The organism is Thermococcus piezophilus, from assembly GCF_001647085.1.
GTDB lineage: Archaea > Methanobacteriota_B > Thermococci > Thermococcales > Thermococcaceae > Thermococcus > Thermococcus piezophilus.
Map to the genome: position 1 here is coordinate 676518 of NZ_CP015520.1, position 17700 is coordinate 694217.

Annotated in this window: 18 protein-coding genes and 2 pseudogenes; 6 read left to right on the top strand and 14 right to left on the bottom strand. The window is 51.1% G+C overall.

Going from position 1 to position 17700, the window contains the following annotated elements:
• The first annotated feature begins 79 nt into the window (after positions 1-79).
• Entirely contained in the window at positions 80-919 is an 840-nt protein-coding gene (locus A7C91_RS03685; protein ID WP_068665005.1) for a carbohydrate kinase family protein, read from the top strand.
• Here the strand turns inward: A7C91_RS03685 and A7C91_RS03690 are convergent.
• From A7C91_RS03690 to A7C91_RS03710, 5 genes are all read right to left on the bottom strand, one after another.
• Positions 916-1341: a hypothetical protein gene (locus tag A7C91_RS03690; RefSeq protein ID WP_068665007.1), complete on the bottom strand. Its 426-nt coding sequence runs from the start codon at positions 1339-1341 to the stop codon at positions 916-918. The genes A7C91_RS03685 and A7C91_RS03690 overlap by 4 nt on opposite strands.
• Positions 1338-2564: a DUF58 domain-containing protein gene (locus A7C91_RS03695; RefSeq protein ID WP_068667390.1), complete on the bottom strand. Its 1227-nt coding sequence runs from the start codon at positions 2562-2564 to the stop codon at positions 1338-1340. The genes A7C91_RS03690 and A7C91_RS03695 overlap by 4 nt, the downstream gene beginning before the upstream one ends.
• 90 nt (positions 2565-2654) lie before the next feature.
• Positions 2655-3608: an AAA family ATPase gene (locus A7C91_RS03700; protein ID WP_068665009.1), complete on the bottom strand. Its 954-nt coding sequence runs from the start codon at positions 3606-3608 to the stop codon at positions 2655-2657.
• Positions 3577-4029 carry a hypothetical protein gene (locus tag A7C91_RS03705; RefSeq protein WP_068665011.1) on the bottom strand — a complete coding sequence of 151 codons (453 nt, stop codon included), beginning with the start codon at positions 4027-4029 and terminating at the stop codon, positions 3577-3579. The genes A7C91_RS03700 and A7C91_RS03705 overlap by 32 nt, the downstream gene beginning before the upstream one ends.
• Positions 4016-4858 (bottom strand): DUF4129 domain-containing protein, encoded by an 843-nt coding sequence (locus A7C91_RS03710; RefSeq protein ID WP_068665014.1) that lies wholly within the window; start codon positions 4856-4858, stop codon positions 4016-4018. The genes A7C91_RS03705 and A7C91_RS03710 overlap by 14 nt, the downstream gene beginning before the upstream one ends.
• A 69-nt stretch (positions 4859-4927) precedes the next feature.
• On the opposite strand from A7C91_RS03710, the gene A7C91_RS03715 reads away from it, so the two are divergent.
• Positions 4928-5422 (top strand): DUF2118 family protein, encoded by a 495-nt coding sequence (locus A7C91_RS03715; protein WP_068665016.1) that lies wholly within the window; start codon positions 4928-4930, stop codon positions 5420-5422.
• 37 nt (positions 5423-5459) lie between these two features.
• Here the strand turns inward: A7C91_RS03715 and A7C91_RS03720 are convergent, their stop codons facing one another.
• Positions 5460-5753, bottom strand: a complete 294-nt coding sequence (locus A7C91_RS03720; protein WP_068665018.1) for a hypothetical protein — start codon at positions 5751-5753, stop codon at positions 5460-5462.
• A gap of 134 nt (positions 5754-5887) precedes the next feature.
• On the opposite strand from A7C91_RS03720, the gene A7C91_RS03725 reads away from it, so the two are divergent.
• Positions 5888-6379, top strand: coding sequence for an FKBP-type peptidyl-prolyl cis-trans isomerase (locus A7C91_RS03725; RefSeq protein ID WP_068665020.1), 492 nt, complete (start codon positions 5888-5890; stop codon positions 6377-6379).
• On the opposite strand, the gene A7C91_RS03730 is transcribed toward A7C91_RS03725, so the two are convergent.
• The 5 genes and pseudogenes from A7C91_RS03730 to A7C91_RS03750 all read right to left on the bottom strand — a co-directional run bounded on the left by A7C91_RS03730 (position 6353) and on the right by A7C91_RS03750 (position 12637).
• Positions 6353-7258 (bottom strand): type II secretion system F family protein, encoded by a 906-nt coding sequence (locus A7C91_RS03730; RefSeq protein ID WP_068665022.1) that lies wholly within the window; start codon positions 7256-7258, stop codon positions 6353-6355. The genes A7C91_RS03725 and A7C91_RS03730 overlap by 27 nt on opposite strands.
• 5 nt (positions 7259-7263) lie before the next feature.
• Complete coding sequence (locus tag A7C91_RS03735; protein WP_068665024.1) at positions 7264-8328, bottom strand: type II secretion system F family protein; 1065 nt, start codon at positions 8326-8328, stop codon at positions 7264-7266.
• 10 nt (positions 8329-8338) lie between these two features.
• Positions 8339-10194 (bottom strand): annotated as a pseudogene (locus tag A7C91_RS03740) (CpaF family protein).
• Positions 10195-10197: 3 nt separating this feature from the next.
• Complete coding sequence (locus A7C91_RS03745) at positions 10198-11181, bottom strand: hypothetical protein (RefSeq protein WP_068665027.1); 984 nt, start codon at positions 11179-11181, stop codon at positions 10198-10200.
• Between the two features lie 10 nt (positions 11182-11191).
• Positions 11192-12637, bottom strand: a complete 1446-nt coding sequence (locus A7C91_RS03750) for a DUF515 domain-containing protein (protein WP_324609513.1) — start codon at positions 12635-12637, stop codon at positions 11192-11194.
• A gap of 73 nt (positions 12638-12710) precedes the next feature.
• On the opposite strand from A7C91_RS03750, the pseudogene A7C91_RS03755 reads away from it, so the two are divergent.
• The 3 genes and pseudogenes from A7C91_RS03755 to trm14 all read left to right on the top strand — a co-directional run bounded on the left by A7C91_RS03755 (position 12711) and on the right by trm14 (position 15174).
• Positions 12711-13043 (top strand): annotated as a pseudogene (locus A7C91_RS03755) (TIGR04076 family protein).
• On the top strand, positions 12997-14070 hold the full coding sequence (locus tag A7C91_RS03760) for a GTPase (RefSeq protein ID WP_068665031.1): 1074 nt from the start codon (positions 12997-12999) through the stop codon (positions 14068-14070). Before A7C91_RS03755 ends, A7C91_RS03760 begins: the two are co-directional and overlap by 47 nt.
• A 6-nt stretch (positions 14071-14076) precedes the next feature.
• The gene (gene trm14 / locus A7C91_RS03765; RefSeq protein WP_068665033.1) at positions 14077-15174 is read left to right on the top strand and encodes a tRNA (guanine(6)-N2)-methyltransferase; all 1098 of its coding nucleotides are present in this window, start codon (positions 14077-14079) and stop codon (positions 15172-15174) included.
• A gap of 93 nt (positions 15175-15267) precedes the next feature.
• On the opposite strand, the gene A7C91_RS03770 is transcribed toward trm14, so the two are convergent.
• The 3 genes from A7C91_RS03770 to A7C91_RS11645 are packed head-to-tail and all read right to left on the bottom strand — an operon-like array spanning position 15268 to position 17419.
• Positions 15268-15696, bottom strand: a complete 429-nt coding sequence (locus A7C91_RS03770; protein ID WP_234394462.1) for a cell division protein — start codon at positions 15694-15696, stop codon at positions 15268-15270.
• Positions 15693-16607 (bottom strand): OPT/YSL family transporter, encoded by a 915-nt coding sequence (locus tag A7C91_RS11640; protein WP_324609531.1) that lies wholly within the window; start codon positions 16605-16607, stop codon positions 15693-15695. The genes A7C91_RS03770 and A7C91_RS11640 overlap by 4 nt, the downstream gene beginning before the upstream one ends.
• The gene (locus tag A7C91_RS11645; protein ID WP_234394463.1) at positions 16571-17419 is read right to left on the bottom strand and encodes an OPT/YSL family transporter; all 849 of its coding nucleotides are present in this window, start codon (positions 17417-17419) and stop codon (positions 16571-16573) included. Before A7C91_RS11645 ends, A7C91_RS11640 begins: the two co-directional genes overlap by 37 nt.
• Positions 17420-17700: the final 281 nt, after the last annotated feature.

A 17700-nucleotide genomic window follows, 5' to 3' on the forward strand; every position in this document is an offset into this window, starting at 1 on the left:
GTAGAAATCGATTACTCAACCGGAAATCGCTTAAAGATCGGTTCATAATGATGGCCAAAATAAAACAGAGAAAATGGTGATGAGGATGGATCTCGTCGTGCTCGGTCATGTCTCAATAGACCACCTCAGGTTTCCAGGCAGGGAGGAGATACTCCTTTCGGGAGGAGCTGCAGCGGCAGTAGCGACTTCCGCGGCCCTAGCAGGGGCTAAGGTGGGCCTCGTTACCAAGGTGGGGGAGGATTTCCCGAAGGAGTGGCTGGAGAAGCTCTCATTGGTCCTCGACGTTAGAGGCGTTCAGGTTCTCCCGGGAAGGACGATACACATCTACATGATATACCACGAGGACGGAAGCGTGGATGCACCCGTTGACATGGGAGTTGCCCAGGCCATGGGGGAAACGCCCATTCCCGAGGAATACCTCAAAGCCGAACTCTTCCACATAGCCCCAATTCCCCCAGAGGAGCAGCTGAAAGCCATCAAAAGGCTCGAAGGGAAAAGGATAAGCCTCGACTTCAACCCGACCTACATGGAAGACTACGAGAGGAAAACCGAACTTATGAAGGAGATAGTCTCGCGCGTTGAGGTTATCTTCCCCAACGAGAAGGAGGCGTTAACGATAACGAAAGCCGAGACCGTGGAGGAAGCCGCGAGGATTCTCCACGACTGGAGCGCAAAGCTGGTGGTCATCACAAGGAGCGAGAGGGGAGTTTTAATCTACGATGGAACCTTTAAAGAGTTCCCGGCACTCCCAATAAACCCCGAGGAGATCGTGGATCCGACCGGGGCTGGAGATGCATTCGCGGGCGGCTTCCTGGCGGGATACTCGAAGGGAGCACCTCTTGAGGAATGCGTTAGAACGGGTCTTGAAAGAGCCCGCGAGATCCTCAAAAAGATGGGGAGCTGGAGCATAGAGGTTTAGCTCTCAGCAACGGCCTTCGCAAAGACGTACAGGGCTATGAGCAGGAAAGAGGCTAAGGTAGTAACCTCGAGCCTCGGAAGAGCAGGGGAGATACTCTCCATAAGGAGGTAAATTGGAAAAGCCAGCACTACCACAGCTAAGACGACGAAGTAGTGCTCCTTTGGAGCCCTCTCCCTGTCGAGGTAGCCCATCTCGATGGCCAGAAGAGTTAGGACTATTATCGCGAGGCCGTAAAGTCCTCCGGTGCGTGTGTAGATGAGGAAAGCGCCCACAGTAACGAGGAAGAGGGAGCCAATGAAGTACCACTGGATTCCCATAAGTCCAAGGGGGATTAGGAAGAGGGTCCTACCGTCAATCCTCACCAGCAGCGCAAAGAGGAGAGCCAATGGAATCACTGAAAAGAGCCGTCTCTTTATCCTCATATCCCAATCACCTCGGCGATGGCGGATTTAAGGGGCTTCCTGACATCCCAGTCGATTATTATTCCATAAGCTGCCATCTTCCTCAGTATGGCCTTTCTCTGAAGGCTGAGAAGCTTCAATGCGAGCTCCTCTTCCCTGCTCTTCGGCTCGAGGGCCGTGTATGAGTTGGGACTTATGACAACGACGTTGTAGCCGTACCTCGCCATGGTTTTAAGCGCCTCCCTGCTCTCTTCCGTCAGAAGGGGCGAGAAGTACAGCAGCTGAGCCCTCGCTGGGAAGCGGGACTTTATGAGGTGCTCAACCTGATAGCCAATCAGGTTGTTCTTGTCCGGCTTTGCGGTGCTGAGAAAGTCAACGCACTTGAAGAAGTGCCTCTTTCCGTAGTCCACCCTGATCCAGAGGGGGACTTCTTCAGCCAGTAGCAAACCGAAGCTCGTGCCGTTGTTAAGGGCGTCGAGCATGAGCGAGGCAGCAGCGCGGACAAGATAGTCAAAGACGAGCTCTCCCGTATAGGAGGAATCGACGATGAAGACGACGTCCACCTTCCTCTCGCTCTCGTACTCGTTGGCCATTATCTTCCCAGTCCTCGCGGTGGCCTTCCAGTTGATTATCTTGAGCGGGTCACCGGGCTGGTAATCCCTTATCGCGTGGAACTCGACACCTTCGCCGACCCTTGGCGACGGCAGTGGACCGACGGTTATCTTTGTTCCTCTTGTGGAGTATGGGGTGGGGACGCCCTCGATTATGGGAACGCCCACGATTTCCGTGTAGAGCTCAATCTTCTTATCAACCTTGAAGAAGCCAAAGGGGTCACGGTAGCTGAGCTCGACCCAGTTGAACTCGTGGATTCCACGCTTTATACGGACCTTATATCTAAGCGTCCTCTCCTCGCCCGTCTTCAGGGAGAGCACGTGTTCCCTGCTCCCTTCGACGAGCTCAAGGCCGGGCGGTATGTCCTCCACAAGCTTAAGGCTCGGGATCCTCTCATGGGACTTTATCCTGAGCCGGATCTCGACTTCGGTGTCCTCTAGAAAGCGATCATGGGGAATGATACGCTCTATCTCAACGTTCAAGCTGGGCTTGAAGAAGAAAACGGCTATGAAGAGCAGCCAGAGAACTGGAAGAACGAGGTAAACCATCTCCCAGCGGAGCAAGAGAAAGGCAAAGAGGACGATAAGCCACAGGGCTATCAGTATCTGCTCGGCCTTCTCGGTGATCATCATTCTCCCAGCTAGTCCTGCAGGCTCTTCCCTGCCCTCGACGTCCGTTGGGGTCCGGAGTATGACCTCACTGCTCTCGGCCACTCTTCCACCTCACTCAAATTTGGGAACGGGAACGCGCTCAATGAGCTTCTCCATGATGCTCTCCTGGCTGACCTTGGTGTACCAGAGCTCGCGCTTGAGGATGAACCTGTGGCTCAGGGCAGGAACGGCTATCTCTTTAACATCGTCGGGAATCACGTAGTCCCTGCCCCCGAGTGCGGCATAGGCGCGGGAGAGCTTGAGGAGAGCAAGGCTTCCCCTCGGAGAGGCACCGACCTCTATCTCCTTTCTGTCCTCTCGGGTGGCGATGACGATGTCCGTTATGTACTCAAGGATGGCGTCGCTGACGTAGACATCCTCGATTGCCCTCTGCATCTCCACGACTTCCTCAGGAGTAAGGATGGAGTTTATATCCACCTCCTCCTTCTTTCTGGCCATCCTCCTGCGGAGTATCTCTATCTCCTCACCCTTGCTAGGGTAACCGACGCGGAGCCTGACCAGAAACCTGTCGAGCTGGGCCTCTGGCAGGGGATAGGTTCCCTCCTGCTCTATTGGGTTCTGGGTGGCTATAACTATGAAGGGCTTGGGCAGCTCGTAGGTCTTACCCTCCACTGTGACCTGTCTCTCCTGCATTGCCTCGAGGAGAGCGCTCTGGGTCTTCGGAGGGGCACGGTTTATCTCGTCAGCGAGGAGGATGTTGGTGAATATCGGCCCCTTCTTGAACTCGAACTCGAGCGTTTTCTGGTTGAAGACGCTCACGCCAAGAATGTCACTCGGAAGCAGGTCTGGAGTGAACTGAACGCGCTTGAAGTCAACACCCAAAGCCTTGGCGAAGCTCTTCGCCATCAGGGTCTTTGCGAGACCCGGAAGATCCTCGAGCAGTATGTGACCGTCGGCTAATATGGTCGTCAGGATTAGCTTGAGCACCTCGTCCTTTCCTACTATGGCCTTTTTGACCTCTTCCAAGACCAGATTACCCTTCAGGCTTACCTCTTCTACCTTCATTTAGATCCGCCTCCACAATAGTTAGGGCCTTCTCAAGATTATCAAGAAAGTCACCCTCAGAGCGGAGAACCCTAAGAGCCTCGTTGGGGTCAGAGTTAAGATTCAGATAGGTCTGATTGTATTCCTCTGAGAGGGTGGCGTATATCTCGATTATCTTCTCCTCTATGAGGGTTCGCGCCACCTTCCCGCTCCTGGCCTTCTCTATCAGGGCAACGGTTCTCTCGACGTCCGTTTTCCTCTCAACTTTCTTGGCCCTCTTGAACTCCGGTCTTACAACCTGAAGCTCAACGCCAAAGAGGAAAAGCGCCAGCAATACCCCAAGGAAAAGCACAGATAGCCATCTTACCATATAAGAGCCAGCAGTTACTGCCACAAGCGCTGGAACCGCCGCGAGGAGAAGAAGGTATTTATTGAGCCTCACTCAGCCCGCCCCTCATCTTCCTGTAAACATCAAGCGCCCTTTTTGCATCGTCCCAGGTTACCTTCTCCGGAGCGTACTTGGCCTTTTCGAAGAGTCTCGTGAGATCGACGAAGGCGTCGTGCATGTACCTAACGCGCTCGGCGTGCTCCCAGTGAGTCCAGCTCTCCCTGTAGGGAATACCCAGAACCTCAAGCCAGAGAACGGCGTTCTTGTATATACCAACAACAGCCTCTCTAGGGTCGCTGAACATGTCAAGGCCGAGCTCGTCGAGCTTTTTATCGAACAGCTCCGCTCTGAGCTTCATCTCTTTCCTTTTCCTCTTCTTGAGAGCCTCACGGTAGTAAACCAGGGTGAAGTAGAGAAAGCCAGCGAGGGCAGCCAGCAGTGCAAGATAGAGAGCAAACGTAGTGGGAAACATCTCGTTTCCGGGGGTAAGGGTTGAGTTGTGGTAAACCGGTGTCGGAGCGGTGACTGTTCCTACTGAGGAGGTGTTGTTGGATGCGTTGATTGGAAGGGGCTGAATCCTCATGTTTTTGATGCCGTAGGATATAAAGACGACCCCAACCGCGCTCAGTGCCCAGAGGATATAATAAAGAGCTTCATTAAAGCGGTACAGGTTCTTTCTCTTCTGGGGAATATCCCTCCAGCTCAGGAAAACCTCAATGATAATTATAAGACCCACCAGTGCAAGAAGAACGAGGAGAATGCCTGTAAATTTGGCCTCATTTCCCTTAGAAACCTCAGAGGTTGTAGCGCCGTAGTTGAGCATAAGGGTCATCAATGAAAACAGCAGTCCAAAGAAAGCTAGAAATTTTACCCTGGTGGACATTTTTATCGGGGGCAGTATGGAAGGCAGGTTTAAAAACTTTTACCCCTAGGTAAAGGTCAGGTGATATGTATGGAGAGGATGCCAAAGCTTTACGTTGAAGTCCCCAAGGAGGGGTGTATCGAAAACAACAAGGCTTCGAGGGACTGCCTCATCATCATGGACAATGTTGAGGTCTGGCTGAGGAAGGGTGAGAGCGTTCCAGAGTTCGTCGACATCGAGAAGGCCAAGTTCCTCGCCAAGGAAGTCTACGACAGGTTCTACCTTTACGTGGACAGGCTCGAGGGCAGGATGGAGGTGGATGCCGTTCTCGCCCTTCCCGATGGCAGGACGAGGATATATCTGAAGAAAGGTGACGAGCTACTTCTACTTCCCGTTGAGGGGTTCAGCAAAACGCTGATAGCCAACGTGGGCAATCGTGTTAGAACGGGAGATGCCTTCGCAGCGGTAACGACAAAGAAGGGCGAAGTCCACTACCTCAAGCCTCCTAAGACAGGGACGGTCGTCTTTATCGATGAGATAACCAATAGACCGCACTACGTCTACTACATTCTGCCCGAGGAGTAGCCCCTATTTGTCTAAATTTTTAGACGTTGATAGAGGTTCACTCTTTCATCCCAGCTATCATGGCGTCTATGCTCGACTTAAGGGCAAGTTTTATGCCGTCCGTTGGATCCAGACCTTTAATGGTTCTCGTATTGTTTGCGCTTGTTATTATGAGAGACCACTGGAAGATACCATCTTTGAGAAGTCGGCTCTGAAACATAGCTATAAACTTCTGCTCATCCTTCGAGACCTCAAGGATCTCAATGTCTGTGCCTCCAAGCTTTGTGGCGTAAACCTCCTTGATCTGGAGATCCCTATACTCCTCCTGGAGTCTATCTGAGAGATGTCCCATTTCCTATACCTCATTAGAATTAACTCGCTTATTCCATATATACATTATCTCGCTTCTTTACTAAAATTACAACCAAAACCATTATAAAGGATGTAAGTCCACTCCCCCTGAAGGCACTTTTGGAGTTGAAAGAAATGAAAGTAGAAGTTGGAGATTTTGTAGTGTTTAATTATATCGGAAGGTTTGAGGCTGGAGAGATTTTTGACACGAGTTACGAGGACGTTGCAAAGGAAAATGGAATATATGTCGAGGATAGGGAATATGGACCCCTCGGCGTTAATGTCGGCGTCGGTGAGATAATTCCCGGCCTCGATGAGGCCCTTATTGGAATGGAAATCGGAGAAAAGAAAACCATCACGATACCGCCTGAGAAGGGCTACGGGATGCCGAACCCTGAACTTATCATAGAGGTGCCGATAACCGAGTTCTCAAACGTGGGCATAGAACCAATTCAGGGAATGTATGTTATGACCGACTCGGGGATCGCCAAGATAACAAAGGTCAGCGAAGAAAACGTTACACTCGACTTCAACCACCCGCTCGCGGGCAAAACCCTCATCTTTGAGGTCAAGATCGTGGACATACAAAAGGCAGAGGAATCAGAAACCTCCGAGCTGGAAGCTTGAAGCTCCCTTGAAGACCACAACACCCATGACCACGAGCAGCAGGCTGTACTTCAGGCCTGCTGAAAACGTTCCTTCTCGTATGACGCCTATTCCCAGGCCGGAAACTATCGCCTGAAGGATAACAAATCCAAGCAGTATCGTTTGTATAGTATCTATCGGAAATGTGACCTCCCCAATGCTCATGGCTTTCATTACCTGCGAGACTATTCCGAGGATCAGCGGGCCTATCGCTCCGCTGGTAATTATGAAAAACATCACCTGCATGCCAGTTGATGCCTTGCGCTCTTGCTTGATTCTGAGTATTTCCCTGACGTCGTTTCCAACAAAGACCAAGACATCGCTCATCGGGGCACCCCTTTCAAGGGCCTCAATTATAATCATTATGGATCTGTATATAACCGTGGACTTCCTGTTCCTTACGGCAAAGGCCCTGAGGGCGTCGGCCGTGGAGCGGCCCTTCTTTATTTCTGCCACTGTCTTTTTGAATTCCTCAGTTAGTGCCCCGAGTTTGGTAGTAGTAAGCTCTTCAAGGGCCTCAGAGAAGGATATACCAGCCTTCAGAGAGCTGGCAAGATAGAAGAAGGCATCTGGAAGCATCCTCTCCATTTCTTCAATGCGCTTGTTTATCTTCCAGTGGGGATAGCCAAACGCCATTCCAAAAAACAGCGCCAAAAACGCAACGGCCGCGTATGCTGCGGTGAAGAACATGTCAACTATGAGGGCAACGATTATCCCAACAAGAAACGAAACAACGAGGTACTCAGCAGCTAGGAAGTTTATTCCAGCGGAGTATACGAGCACCTCATAACGCTTCAGCCACTTCTCTGGAAGAAGCTTTTCAACGAGTTTAGTTGAAATTGAAGATATACCTCGGGGCATTGCTTTCACCTCGGCTCGCCCTTCTTAATCATGTTGACTATTATGAAAGACAGTGTTGGGAAGGCGAACAGCAGAATCACCGCAAGGGTTTCTATCGGCATTATGAGAGCCTGAGCCATCACCGAACCCGCCAGTATTCCAACAACGAACATCGTCGGCATAACTATCGTCATGAACATGTAAATGAACGCTATACCATTGACCTTCTGGACGTACTCTACCAGCTTCATTCTGTACTCAAAGGCAAAATCTTCGGCCAGCTTGTATAGGATCTCCGAGAGGTTTCCACCGAACTTTACAGCCCTAAGTATCTGCTTAACAACTCTACTAACGGTTTCCGAACCCATCTTCTCATCGAACTTGGAAAGTGCCTCCTCAAAAGAGGAGCCGGTTCTCATATCCCTGATTATAAGCTCAAATTCTTCAGAGATAACACCGTAATTAGCACGAGCAACGGAGAGTATCGCTTCGGAGATGCCAACACCAGCACTCAGGAGGGAAGCCATGTGCCTGAGCGCGTACGGCATTGCCCTCTCAACCTCAATTACCCTACGCTTCCAGACCATTTTTGGATACTGCCTCATGTATATGAATCCACCGACAAAACCCAAGAGACCCACCAGTAGGGAAGTATCTACCGGTATGTACAAGAGATACGCGAAGAGAAATCCGAATATTCCCGCGAATACCGCAACACTGAGCATGAGGGCGACATACTTATCCTTGGGCATAAGAATGTTGGCACGGTAGAGATCCTGATCCAGGCCCTTGAGGGAGTTGGTGAGAGATTCAACTGGACCCGTGAAATAGCGGAGCACAGCCTCTGCGAGCCTCTCCGAGAAGGGATTCCGAATTTCCTGCTTTCTCCACTCGAGGATTTCTTCTATTTCTTCCTCTGTCTCTACGAATTCTCTCTCCATTTTAAGTTCTTTTTGAAGCTGTTTGAGTACCCTCAATCGTTCCTGAACGCTCTTTCCCTCGGGAACCCTTCTAATGGGCTTCTCCGCAACCTCTATGGTCTTTCCACCCAGTCTTTCCAGAAAGTCAGCGAAAGCCCTAACAATGCCCACGATCATCACCCTAAATCAGATTCCTAATCTGCCTGCTAGTTTCGACGTTACTATCGGATTCAATCTTCTTGAACAGAGCTTCTTCGTCAATGTAAAACTGCCTTAGGTAGTACCCTACCTTCTCAATGCTCCTGATGCCTTTTTCAATCATCCAGTCAAGGATTATCTTCCTCTTCTCTTTCTCCAACTCAAGCTCAGATATGCTCATTCCAGTATGGTGGGCCAAGTCGTTCAGAGTCCTGCTCGGAACCCCAGTTGGGACGAGGTCGTCCTTTGCGGGGTCGTACTTGTAGAGCTTGTTGAGCTGAACGTTTTCTCCTTCGATACCAGTGACCTCGGCTATCTCAGTAATTCTCCTGAGGGTTCCCTTCTTCCTGCTGTGAAACCTAACCTGCATTAGGATGATGTCAAGGGCTGGAATCATGATCCTCGGAACGTTCATCGGAGGACTTTCCAGACGTATTATGGTTTCCCTCGCGGAGTTGGAGTGGATAGTTCCCATACATCCATCATGACCCGTGTTCATTGCAGTAAACATAGTTCTCGCTTCGGGACCACGAACCTCACCGACGATAATCCTGTCCGGACGCATACGGAGGGTGTTCTTGACGAGGTCATCCATTGTTACCTCTCCCCTGCCCTCGAGGTTCGGTGGTCTGGTCTCAAGCCTGACCCAGTGCTCAACCGGGAGCTGAAGTTCCGCGGTATCCTCAATCGTGATGACGCGCTCGCTCGGCGGGATGAACATTCCAATGGCGTTCAGGGTAGTGGTCTTACCCGAGCCAGTTCCACCGGCGACGAGTACGTTGGCCGGCTTGACCCCAAGGCCATCAACGAATATCCATAGCAGAGCTGCTATGTCAGTGTTCATAGTTCCGTACTTGATGAGGTCTATAATCGTGAGTGGATCTTTCTTAAACTTACGGATGGTTATGGTGGGTCCATCGAGACTTATGGGGGGTATGGTAGCGTTCACACGGCTTCCATCAGGCAGGCGGGCATCTAGAAGCGGGCTCTGCTGGTCTATCCTCCTACCAACCTCTCTAGCAATGCGCTCGATTATGTTGAGTATCTCCTTGTCTGTGGGGAACACTATGTTGGTCTTACACATGTTAAAACGTCTGTGCCAGACGTAAACGGGTCTGTTGGTTCCGATTACCATTATCTCCTCAAGATTGTCGTCGCGGACAAGCGGATCGAGTTTATCATAGCCTATCATCGACTGGACGATCATCTCAGTGAGTATCTCGATCTTACCCTCAGAGAAGTGAGGTGCCACCTCCCTTATTATCTTCCTAACGGCGTTCATGAATACCCGCCGGCGCTCTTCGAGGTCTGGGAATGCGTGGGGTCTATCTGAAGCTCCGTTATTGCCCTTTCCCTTACCTGCCTGAGAAGCTCTTCCTCCTCACGACTTAGTTTGGGCAGCTTTATCTCATATATTGGGACAGCTTCACCCTTAACCTTGAGGATACGAACGTTACCGTAGGCGTCAAGGACTTTAGCCCTTCCTGCATAGGTGTTCTCTTCAATACGGGCCGATGTCCCCAGTATATCCTGAAGGGTCGACGGAACCTTAGGTTTTGCTTTCTCTAGGGACTTGGGTTTCTCTGGTGGAGTCTCTTTAGCCAGTATCTCACCCAAAACTTCGGCGCCGGTTGGTCTATTTTCTACTGCTTCCTCCGGAGTGGGGGTACTGAGAATCTCCCCTAAGTCTACTCCTCCCCCTTCCTTAATAAAGGGGGGAGATTCTTTCTCATCTTCTTTCTTATTTCCCCCAAGAACGTGTTCTAGGAGATCATCCTCCTCGTTAAGTATCTCATCTATCCATGAGAGGCCTTTCTTCTTTTTCTCCCCCAGCACCAACTCTCACCGTCCCTCGTTCTTCCAGCTAACGTGATAGGTTATATCAATATTACTGCTCATGAAGATTATCCACACAGGGAAGTCAAACTCCTCGGACTGTGGAACGGTGACCTGGGGAGCCCAAACTGAGACTCCACTTATGAGAGTGTTTGAGAGCTGGAACATTCCTGGCATAGGAGGAAGGGGCTGTGGCTGTGAAGTCCTCTGGGGAGGATTAAGACCCCTGTACTCCCAGATAAACTTCTCCAAGTATTCCTTGTAGGTCATGGTATAGTTAGGAACAAAATCGTACATTTCAGCACCATCAAAGATAACTGGTATCGATGCGGCAAAGAACGTGTTAAACAGCCCCGCCTGATTCGGAACGTTGGTGAGGCGGAAAGTGACCGTTCCATCGTACTTAAGGATCCTGATATGTCCATCAACCATTGGGAACATGCTCCTCAGGTATAAGACCTTGGGAGTGTTTATGAGTTGCGGGTACATGACACCACAGCTCAACACCGAGATGTCATCCAAGTCCTCTATGACCCCGGTAACCTGGCTTCCATTGTACTCAACGGATGTTATTTTAGCCCGATCTCCGCAGATAGTCTGATAGTCTGTGGTGGGAACAATGTAGGGATAGTGAGAGGTTATCCTAAAATTCACGACGACCGTCTCATAGGGGAGTATCCAGAAGCCGGTATAGTAGTTGAGGGTTGTCTTTTGGATGTTTGATAGGTTGTGAACCACATTACCCCCCAGGAGGAACGCGTTCATCGTTTCGGTATTGTCGAGCCTGTAGACCGTGAATTCATAGCGCGGGTTGAGTATAATGAACTTCGGGAAGGGAGCAGTGTTGACAATAGTAACGTTCAGATTTATCGTGACTTCGCCCATTATGCCGATGTTATTGTAGTTGTCCCCGGGAAGATCGTAGGTCGCTGCACTGACTAGAGACGAAGCTAACAAAAGAATAAAGAGAGGCACTGCGAGGCGCTTCATGTTCCTCACCTCAGGTCGCGACCTTCGCGATGTAGATATACTGCTGGTTGGAGAGGATGTCGGGCACGAAGATGGATGGGACCCTCACGATGACGAGGAACTGGGTGTTTGGATCGAGCACGAGCATGCCCGATTCTTTCTCGAGGTCTACTATCTCCCACCCATAGTTCCTCAGCTGCTCCTTGACGTCCTCGCTGGCCTGTATCTTTCCTGCCGCTATTGCCTTGAGGATCTCAGTGAGGTCAACGGTATAGCTGTAGCTGGCTGAAGCACTCTGGCTAGCGGTCTGAGTGTTGCTGTAAACGTCGCTGATGGCCTGTCCATTGGTTATAGAGGTGTCTCCTGGAGTGTAAGTAGTGGTGTGGTCCTCAGTGTACTGGGTAGACGAGGAAGTGCTCGAGGAGCTGGTCTGGGTCTGGGCCTCGTTGACGGATATGGCTCCAGCCTCTGTTGGCAAGAGGACGAGTTCGACATAACCCTCGTCTACAATCTCCTGGAACAGTGTGCTGGTGCTGTTCTTGGCGAATATCATTATTTTGTCGCCCGGAGCTAGGAAGGCACCGTTTATCCTATCCCTCGAGAGGACAAGAGCGATATCAACGAACTCAACCTTGTAAATTTTGTACTGAATGAGCTCCTTGTAATCCCGTATTCCACCAAGAATGGACTTGGCCTCGGCCTTTGTAACGATTTTCTTTGTAGTACCTTTCTCCAGTATGACACTCTGGGTCGGTATAGTGTCGATTATGTAGTAGTAATAATCTTTCCATAGTTCAAGGAGATACGGAGCCACTGTGATAGAATCAACCTGCTCTATCGTGGTGGAGATCGCAACCTGCTCTTCGAGGCTCTTCATGGAATCCACAACTTTCTTTTTGAGGTCATCCGGAAGAGGCATCGAAAGAAGTGGCTGGAACTCGAGCTCTATCTGCCTTATTTTCTCTTGCTTGGTCTGGTTGAGTTGCATCTCATACTCCAAGCGCCGCTGCTCCTCCAGGTAGGCTTGATATCCCTGCCAAGCTTTCTGATAGGCAGCTGCAACGTCTATAGCATTTACTTCATCAACCGACTGGGCAGAATTAATCTCGTTTATCAGCTGTTGCTTGGTCTGCTGACCAATAGTGCTGTTCATTATTTCCCCCTGGAAGTACTGGTTGACCTCCGCCAGTTTCTCATTCTTCGCCTGAGCAAGCTTCTCCGCGGCACGGTTTTGAATATAGACGTAAGCTCCCACAGAGAGTACAAGAATAACAATTATAACAATAGCCGCACCAGTGAGAATTTTTTTCCTCTTCTCCCTTTCTCTAATGCTCCCGATGGAGCGGGGCTTTTTAGGGGGTTTTTTGATTGGGGGTTTAGCTACCTTTGGAGCATCGGGCTCTGCACTGGCCTTGCCCAGCTCTCTCAAACGGCGAATCTTCGCCTCAATATCCTCGGACACGTTGAGCACCACCATCAACCGTTATCATAAGCTTCTCCTATCAGATAGTTTTTTGAACCCCAAGCTTTATTTAGATTTCGGTGGTAGTATGGAGCAGTTAGGGATTCTAGTAGTGGAAATTCGGGGAAATGTCCCGTTTTTAGTTCCGGAGACAAAATCGTGATTGACGGCCCAACCATCAACCTAGAGGAGACCGATGCTGTGTGCACGCATGCTCTTGCCTCGCTACTGCCGTACATAGTTGTACTACGAAAGGGCATTAAGCCCAAGGAACTTGGCCTCGGTAAGGGGGAGAAAGCCTACGTGCAGTGCCCTGACCCCGGCCGCCGTACACGATGGTGGAACCGTGATTTTCGAGATGACGGTGGTGCGAGATGAAACAGAGGAAAGCGTGGAGGGTTGTGAGAGAAGTAATAGGTGAGGCCGACATAATCATCGAGGTAGTAGATGCCCGAGACCCGATAGGAACGAGGAACAGAAAGCTGGAAAAGCTCGTCCAGGAGGAAGGCAAAAAGCTCCTCATCGTTATGAACAAGGCTGATTTGGTTCCCAAAGAATGGGCCGAAGAATATAAGCGGAAGAGCGAGCTTCCGATGGTCTTTATATCAGCCCGCGATAGGAAAGGAACTGGGATACTCAGGAGAGAGATCAAAAAACTTGCGAAAGAGCTTTTGGACGAGCAGGAAAGGGTAAAGGTGGCCCTAATAGGTTACCCAAACGTCGGGAAGAGCACGATAATCAACACACTAAAGGGAAAGAAAGCTGTAGGAACCGCGCCCATTCCCGGCTACACGAAGGGGAAGCAGCTGATAAGGCTCAGCAAGAAAATATGGCTCCTAGATTCTCCGGGCGTCGTGCCGATAGACGACTTCGACGAGCTAGTCATCAAAGGAGGCTTTCCGGCAGATAAGATAGAGGAACCCGTTAAGCCGGCACTGAAGCTCATCGGCAGAATCCTGGAGACGAGAAAGGAGGCGCTAACGGAGAAGTTTGGCATTGAAGACTTTTCCAGCGAAGAAGACATCCTTAGGGCGGTAGGAAAGCGCAAGGGTATAATCAGGAAGGGTGGCGAGATTGACCTTGAGGAAACTGCCCGCTGGCTCCTCCGCGAGTGGCAGACAGGAAGGTTCACCCTCTTTGGAAAGGAGGAAGAGAAAGGCCAAGAGTTCGTCTGGGACTTCAAGGATGTCCTTGACGGCATCGAGAAGGATTTGCTCCTCGACCCAAGGAGGATACTCTGGAAATACGGCGAAGAGCTGAGGGAAAAGCTCGACAACACGAAGCGCGTTGGGGTAAAGGAGATAGAGGGCTTCACCGTTGGAATAGCGACGGGCTTCAAGAAGTGCGACGTCGGAATAAAGCTCCTTGAAAAGCTCACAGGAAATCAAGTCATAGCGAGCGAGTGCTTCGGAAAGAAGTGGAAGGGTGTTGTTGTGATAATGGAGTGATGAAAGATGAGGCTGTTACTCACGACCTCCCAGGGGATTGAGTATCTGACAAAGGCCGAAGTGGAGAACCTTCTCAGCCAGCTTGGAGCTCAGTTTCGAGTGGAGGAGAAGCCGCTGGGTGTAGAGGGTAGAGTCCTGGCCGAGGTAGGCGAGGCCTTCTACACCGACGAAAAGGGCAGAAAGAGGGAGCTGAGCGTTGCGACGTATTTAAACGAACGCTCAAGACTGCTCCACCGCGTCATAGTTGAGATAGCGAGCGAGAGGTTCGAAGGAATAAGTGAGGAAGAATCAGAGAGCGCGCTGAAGAGAATCAAAGACTTCGTGGCTTCCCTTCCGGTGGAAAAATACATCAAGGTCAGTGAGAGCTTCGCGGTTCGCTCCTTCAGGAAAGGAGAACACAAGATAACCAGTGTCGATATAGCAAAAACCGTCGGAAAGGCAATTTTTGACAGGCTGAGCAGATACGGAACGCCAAAGGTTAACCTCGACCATCCAGCGGTTATCTTCCGAGCGGAACTGGTTGGTGAAGTATTCTTCCTCGGGATAGACACCACCGGCGATTCTTCCCTCCACAAGAGGCCTTGGAGAGTTTACGACCACCCAGCACACCTCAAGGCCAGCATAGCCAGCGCGCTCATAGAGCTTGCAGAACCCGACGGCGGACCGTTCATTGATCCATTCTGCGGAAGTGGAACGATTCCGATAGAGCTGGCTTTGGGAGGCTACGGAGGCAAAATAATTGGCCTTGAGAAGTACAGAAAGCACCTCCATGGGGCCGAGATGAACGCACTGGCCGCTGGAGTTTACGACAGGATAGAATTTATACTCGGCGATGCGACGAAGCTGAGCGAATACGTTGAGAGCGTTGACTTTGCGGTGAGCAACTTGCCCTACGGCCTCAAAATCGGGAGGAAAAGCATGATACCACGGCTCTACAGGGAGTTCTTTGCTGAGCTGGCCAAGGTTCTTGAAAAGCGCGGCGTTTTCATAACGACGGAGAAGAGGGCCATAGAAAAGGCGATAGGGGAGAACGGCTTCAAGATTGTCCACCGCAGGCTCATCGGGCACGGTGGATTAATGGTGCACACCTACGTTGTTGAATAACTATCCCCAATCTTTCTAAAGAGCCAAAACCACCCACAGCTTTTTGCTCCCAAAAAGGACATAAATAACAGCTAAGAAGAAGAGGAAAGAGAGTCAGACCCTCAGGCTCTTGATAGCCTGAAGGGTCCCCTTCAGATCCTCGTAGCCAAAGCGCAGGTACTTCCTTCCCTCCTCATAGCCGTCGGCGAAGGCGCTCCAGGCTCTGTTGAGGGCCCTCTCACCCCTGCTGAAGACCGTCATTATGGTTCCATAGGTCATGAGGCCCTCTATCCTGAGAGGCTGGGCCTTCTCCGCGAACTCTTCGAGTTCCTCCAGTATGGCGGTGAGTTCACTGAGAACCTTCTCCCTTGGGCCGTCTATTATGGCCTCGAGCCTTGAGAGACTCTCGGTGAGGAGTCTTTCAAGCTCCTTGACGCCGCCAGTTCCGCTCTGGGCAGCTCTGTGGAGCTCCTCTTTGGCACCCTGCCTTCTCAGGACTATGCCAATGGCCATGACGCCGAGCGAAACCGCCAGGCTACTCAACATTGGCGGTATCCTGGCAGCCGTGATAGCTCCCCAACGAGACCAATGATGAGTATGACGTTGCCTATGAGCTTCTTCATTTCCATCACCTCATGGGTGAAGGACCCCAGCACGGTGAGGACCGCGAACAGGAGGGTCATCGCGGCCTCTCCCACCATCAGACCTGCTGCAACTGGGAGGACCTTCTCCGTAATGAACTCGTGTCCCTTCTTCCTCTTGGCGACCTCGTGGACTATACAGCCGATTCCGTAGGGGATGATGTAAAGCATCAGCAGGTACATCGAGAGTCCAACGAGGACTCCAAGTCCTAGAATGCCGCTCATCGAAAGGGCGAAGCCGAGGATTCCACCGGCGATGAACTTGTCCACCGGAACGTTTCCTCCGAGGATGGCCTCGACCATCGACTTGAGGGCCATTGCCTGTGGCGCCGGAACCATCTCGTTTCCTATTCCGTAAGCCTTCCAGATGAGACCAACGACGGTCAGGGCTATTATCGGCCCTATCCCTGCTGTGAGGAGCTCGACCTTCTGCTGCTTTGATGGAATGCCTCCGAAGAGGTGGCCCGTCTTGAGGTCCTGCATCATGTCAGCTGCTCCGGAGATGGCAACTCCGACGGTGGCGCCAAGGAGTATTGTGAGCGGGACGTTCTTGTTAGTCAGGTAGAGGAGTATCATGACCAACACGAGCGAGAGGCCGGAAACCGGGCTCCAGTCGGTCATTCCAGTAGACATTACAACGAGGAGCGAAGCGACGAAAATCCACGCGACGCCGACGAGTGCTGTGAGCAGGCTCCTGCCCAAGCCGAGGTCTCCAAGCTGGTAGGTCGTCACCAGCAGGAGGGGGAACGCCAGGACAATCCCAGCGTAGAGGTAGCTTATCGGAAGCTCCTCGTTCCTAGCCCTTGAGCCCAGCTTGCTGCTCCAGCAATGCTCTTGATGGCGACGACTATGATTGGAAGCGAGAGTATGAGGCCAGCTATGGAGCCTCCAAGGAGCATTCCGATACCGAGGGGCCTTGTCATGTTGGCGTAGACGAAGGAGCTTATCGCACCGTCGGTGACATCACTTGGAATCCATCCAAGGGCCTTGACGAGTGGGGTGATGATGTAGTAGGAGAGCACTCCACCGGCAAGGACTATGATACCATTCCTTCCGGTTATGAGTCCCATTCCGAGGACCATAAGGGAGAGCGCTATTGTGAAGTTGACCCAGGAGGGCAGGTGAAGGATAGAGCCGAGGTCGACGTACTCCGGGATTATCTCCGGAAGGCCGAGGATGGGAAACTGCTGGACGAGAACTGCAGTTCCCGTCGGGAACCTGAGGCGGTCTATCTCGATCGTCTGCTTCCTCAGTGGGATTATGAAGGTGATTCCCAGTATCGCTCCGGCAGCCGCCGCGATGAAAAAGTAGGGCATATTGATTTCCTCGTTGAGACCCATTATGTAGAGCGCCGGTATGGTGAATATGACTCCGGAGACAGAGAAGTTGACTGCGAAGGCTATTGTCTGGACAATGTTGTTCTCGACGATGGTTCCCTTCTTGAGCAGTCCTTTGAGGTTCCCCAGCCGACTATAGCGGCTATTGCAGAGCCGCCGGAGGTGAATCCCATAATCATTCCGGCGTAGGTGAAGCTCGCAGCCATGAATGCGCCCCAGATCACGCCGAGTACTATCGCAGCGGGCGTGACTTCGCGATAGGTTCCCTTTTCTCCACCCATTTCCCAACCTCCTGCACAGTTATGAACATCCATGTTCACATTGGTACGAAGAGTTTAAGGAAAAGATATTGCTTTTTTTGAAATATAAAGTTTGTCAGAACGCTAAAATTCAAAGACGAGAATTTAAAAACAATAAACAGCTATATTAAGCCTTCATGGCAGTTTTTGGTATTTTAGAAATAAGGATTCACCAGTGGCATGTTCAAATAGACACCGGCGCACATTGCGTCATGGAGTATCGAATAACATTTGAGCAATGAAGAAAACAAACGAATGATAGTCAGTTGG

Excerpts from the sequence above, each read along its gene's own strand:
- A7C91_RS03685 (WP_068665005.1), top strand. The coding sequence starts at position 80 with ATGAGGATGGATCTCGTCGTGCTCGGTCATGTCTCAATAGACCACCTC.
- A7C91_RS03690 (WP_068665007.1), bottom strand. The coding sequence starts at position 1,341 with ATGAGGATAAAGAGACGGCTCTTTTCAGTGATTCCATTGGCTCTCCTC.
- A7C91_RS03695 (WP_068667390.1), bottom strand. The coding sequence starts at position 2,564 with ATGATGATCACCGAGAAGGCCGAGCAGATACTGATAGCCCTGTGGCTT.
- A7C91_RS03700 (WP_068665009.1), bottom strand. The coding sequence starts at position 3,608 with ATGAAGGTAGAAGAGGTAAGCCTGAAGGGTAATCTGGTCTTGGAAGAG.
- A7C91_RS03710 (WP_068665014.1), bottom strand. The coding sequence starts at position 4,858 with ATGTCCACCAGGGTAAAATTTCTAGCTTTCTTTGGACTGCTGTTTTCA.
- A7C91_RS03715 (WP_068665016.1), top strand. The coding sequence starts at position 4,928 with ATGGAGAGGATGCCAAAGCTTTACGTTGAAGTCCCCAAGGAGGGGTGT.
- A7C91_RS03720 (WP_068665018.1), bottom strand. The coding sequence starts at position 5,753 with ATGGGACATCTCTCAGATAGACTCCAGGAGGAGTATAGGGATCTCCAG.
- A7C91_RS03725 (WP_068665020.1), top strand. The coding sequence starts at position 5,888 with ATGAAAGTAGAAGTTGGAGATTTTGTAGTGTTTAATTATATCGGAAGG.
- A7C91_RS03730 (WP_068665022.1), bottom strand. The coding sequence starts at position 7,258 with ATGCCCCGAGGTATATCTTCAATTTCAACTAAACTCGTTGAAAAGCTT.
- A7C91_RS03745 (WP_068665027.1), bottom strand. The coding sequence starts at position 11,181 with ATGAAGCGCCTCGCAGTGCCTCTCTTTATTCTTTTGTTAGCTTCGTCT.
- A7C91_RS03750 (WP_324609513.1), bottom strand. The coding sequence starts at position 12,637 with ATGGTGGTGCTCAACGTGTCCGAGGATATTGAGGCGAAGATTCGCCGT.
- A7C91_RS03760 (WP_068665031.1), top strand. The coding sequence starts at position 12,997 with ATGAAACAGAGGAAAGCGTGGAGGGTTGTGAGAGAAGTAATAGGTGAG.
- trm14 (WP_068665033.1), top strand. The coding sequence starts at position 14,077 with ATGAGGCTGTTACTCACGACCTCCCAGGGGATTGAGTATCTGACAAAG.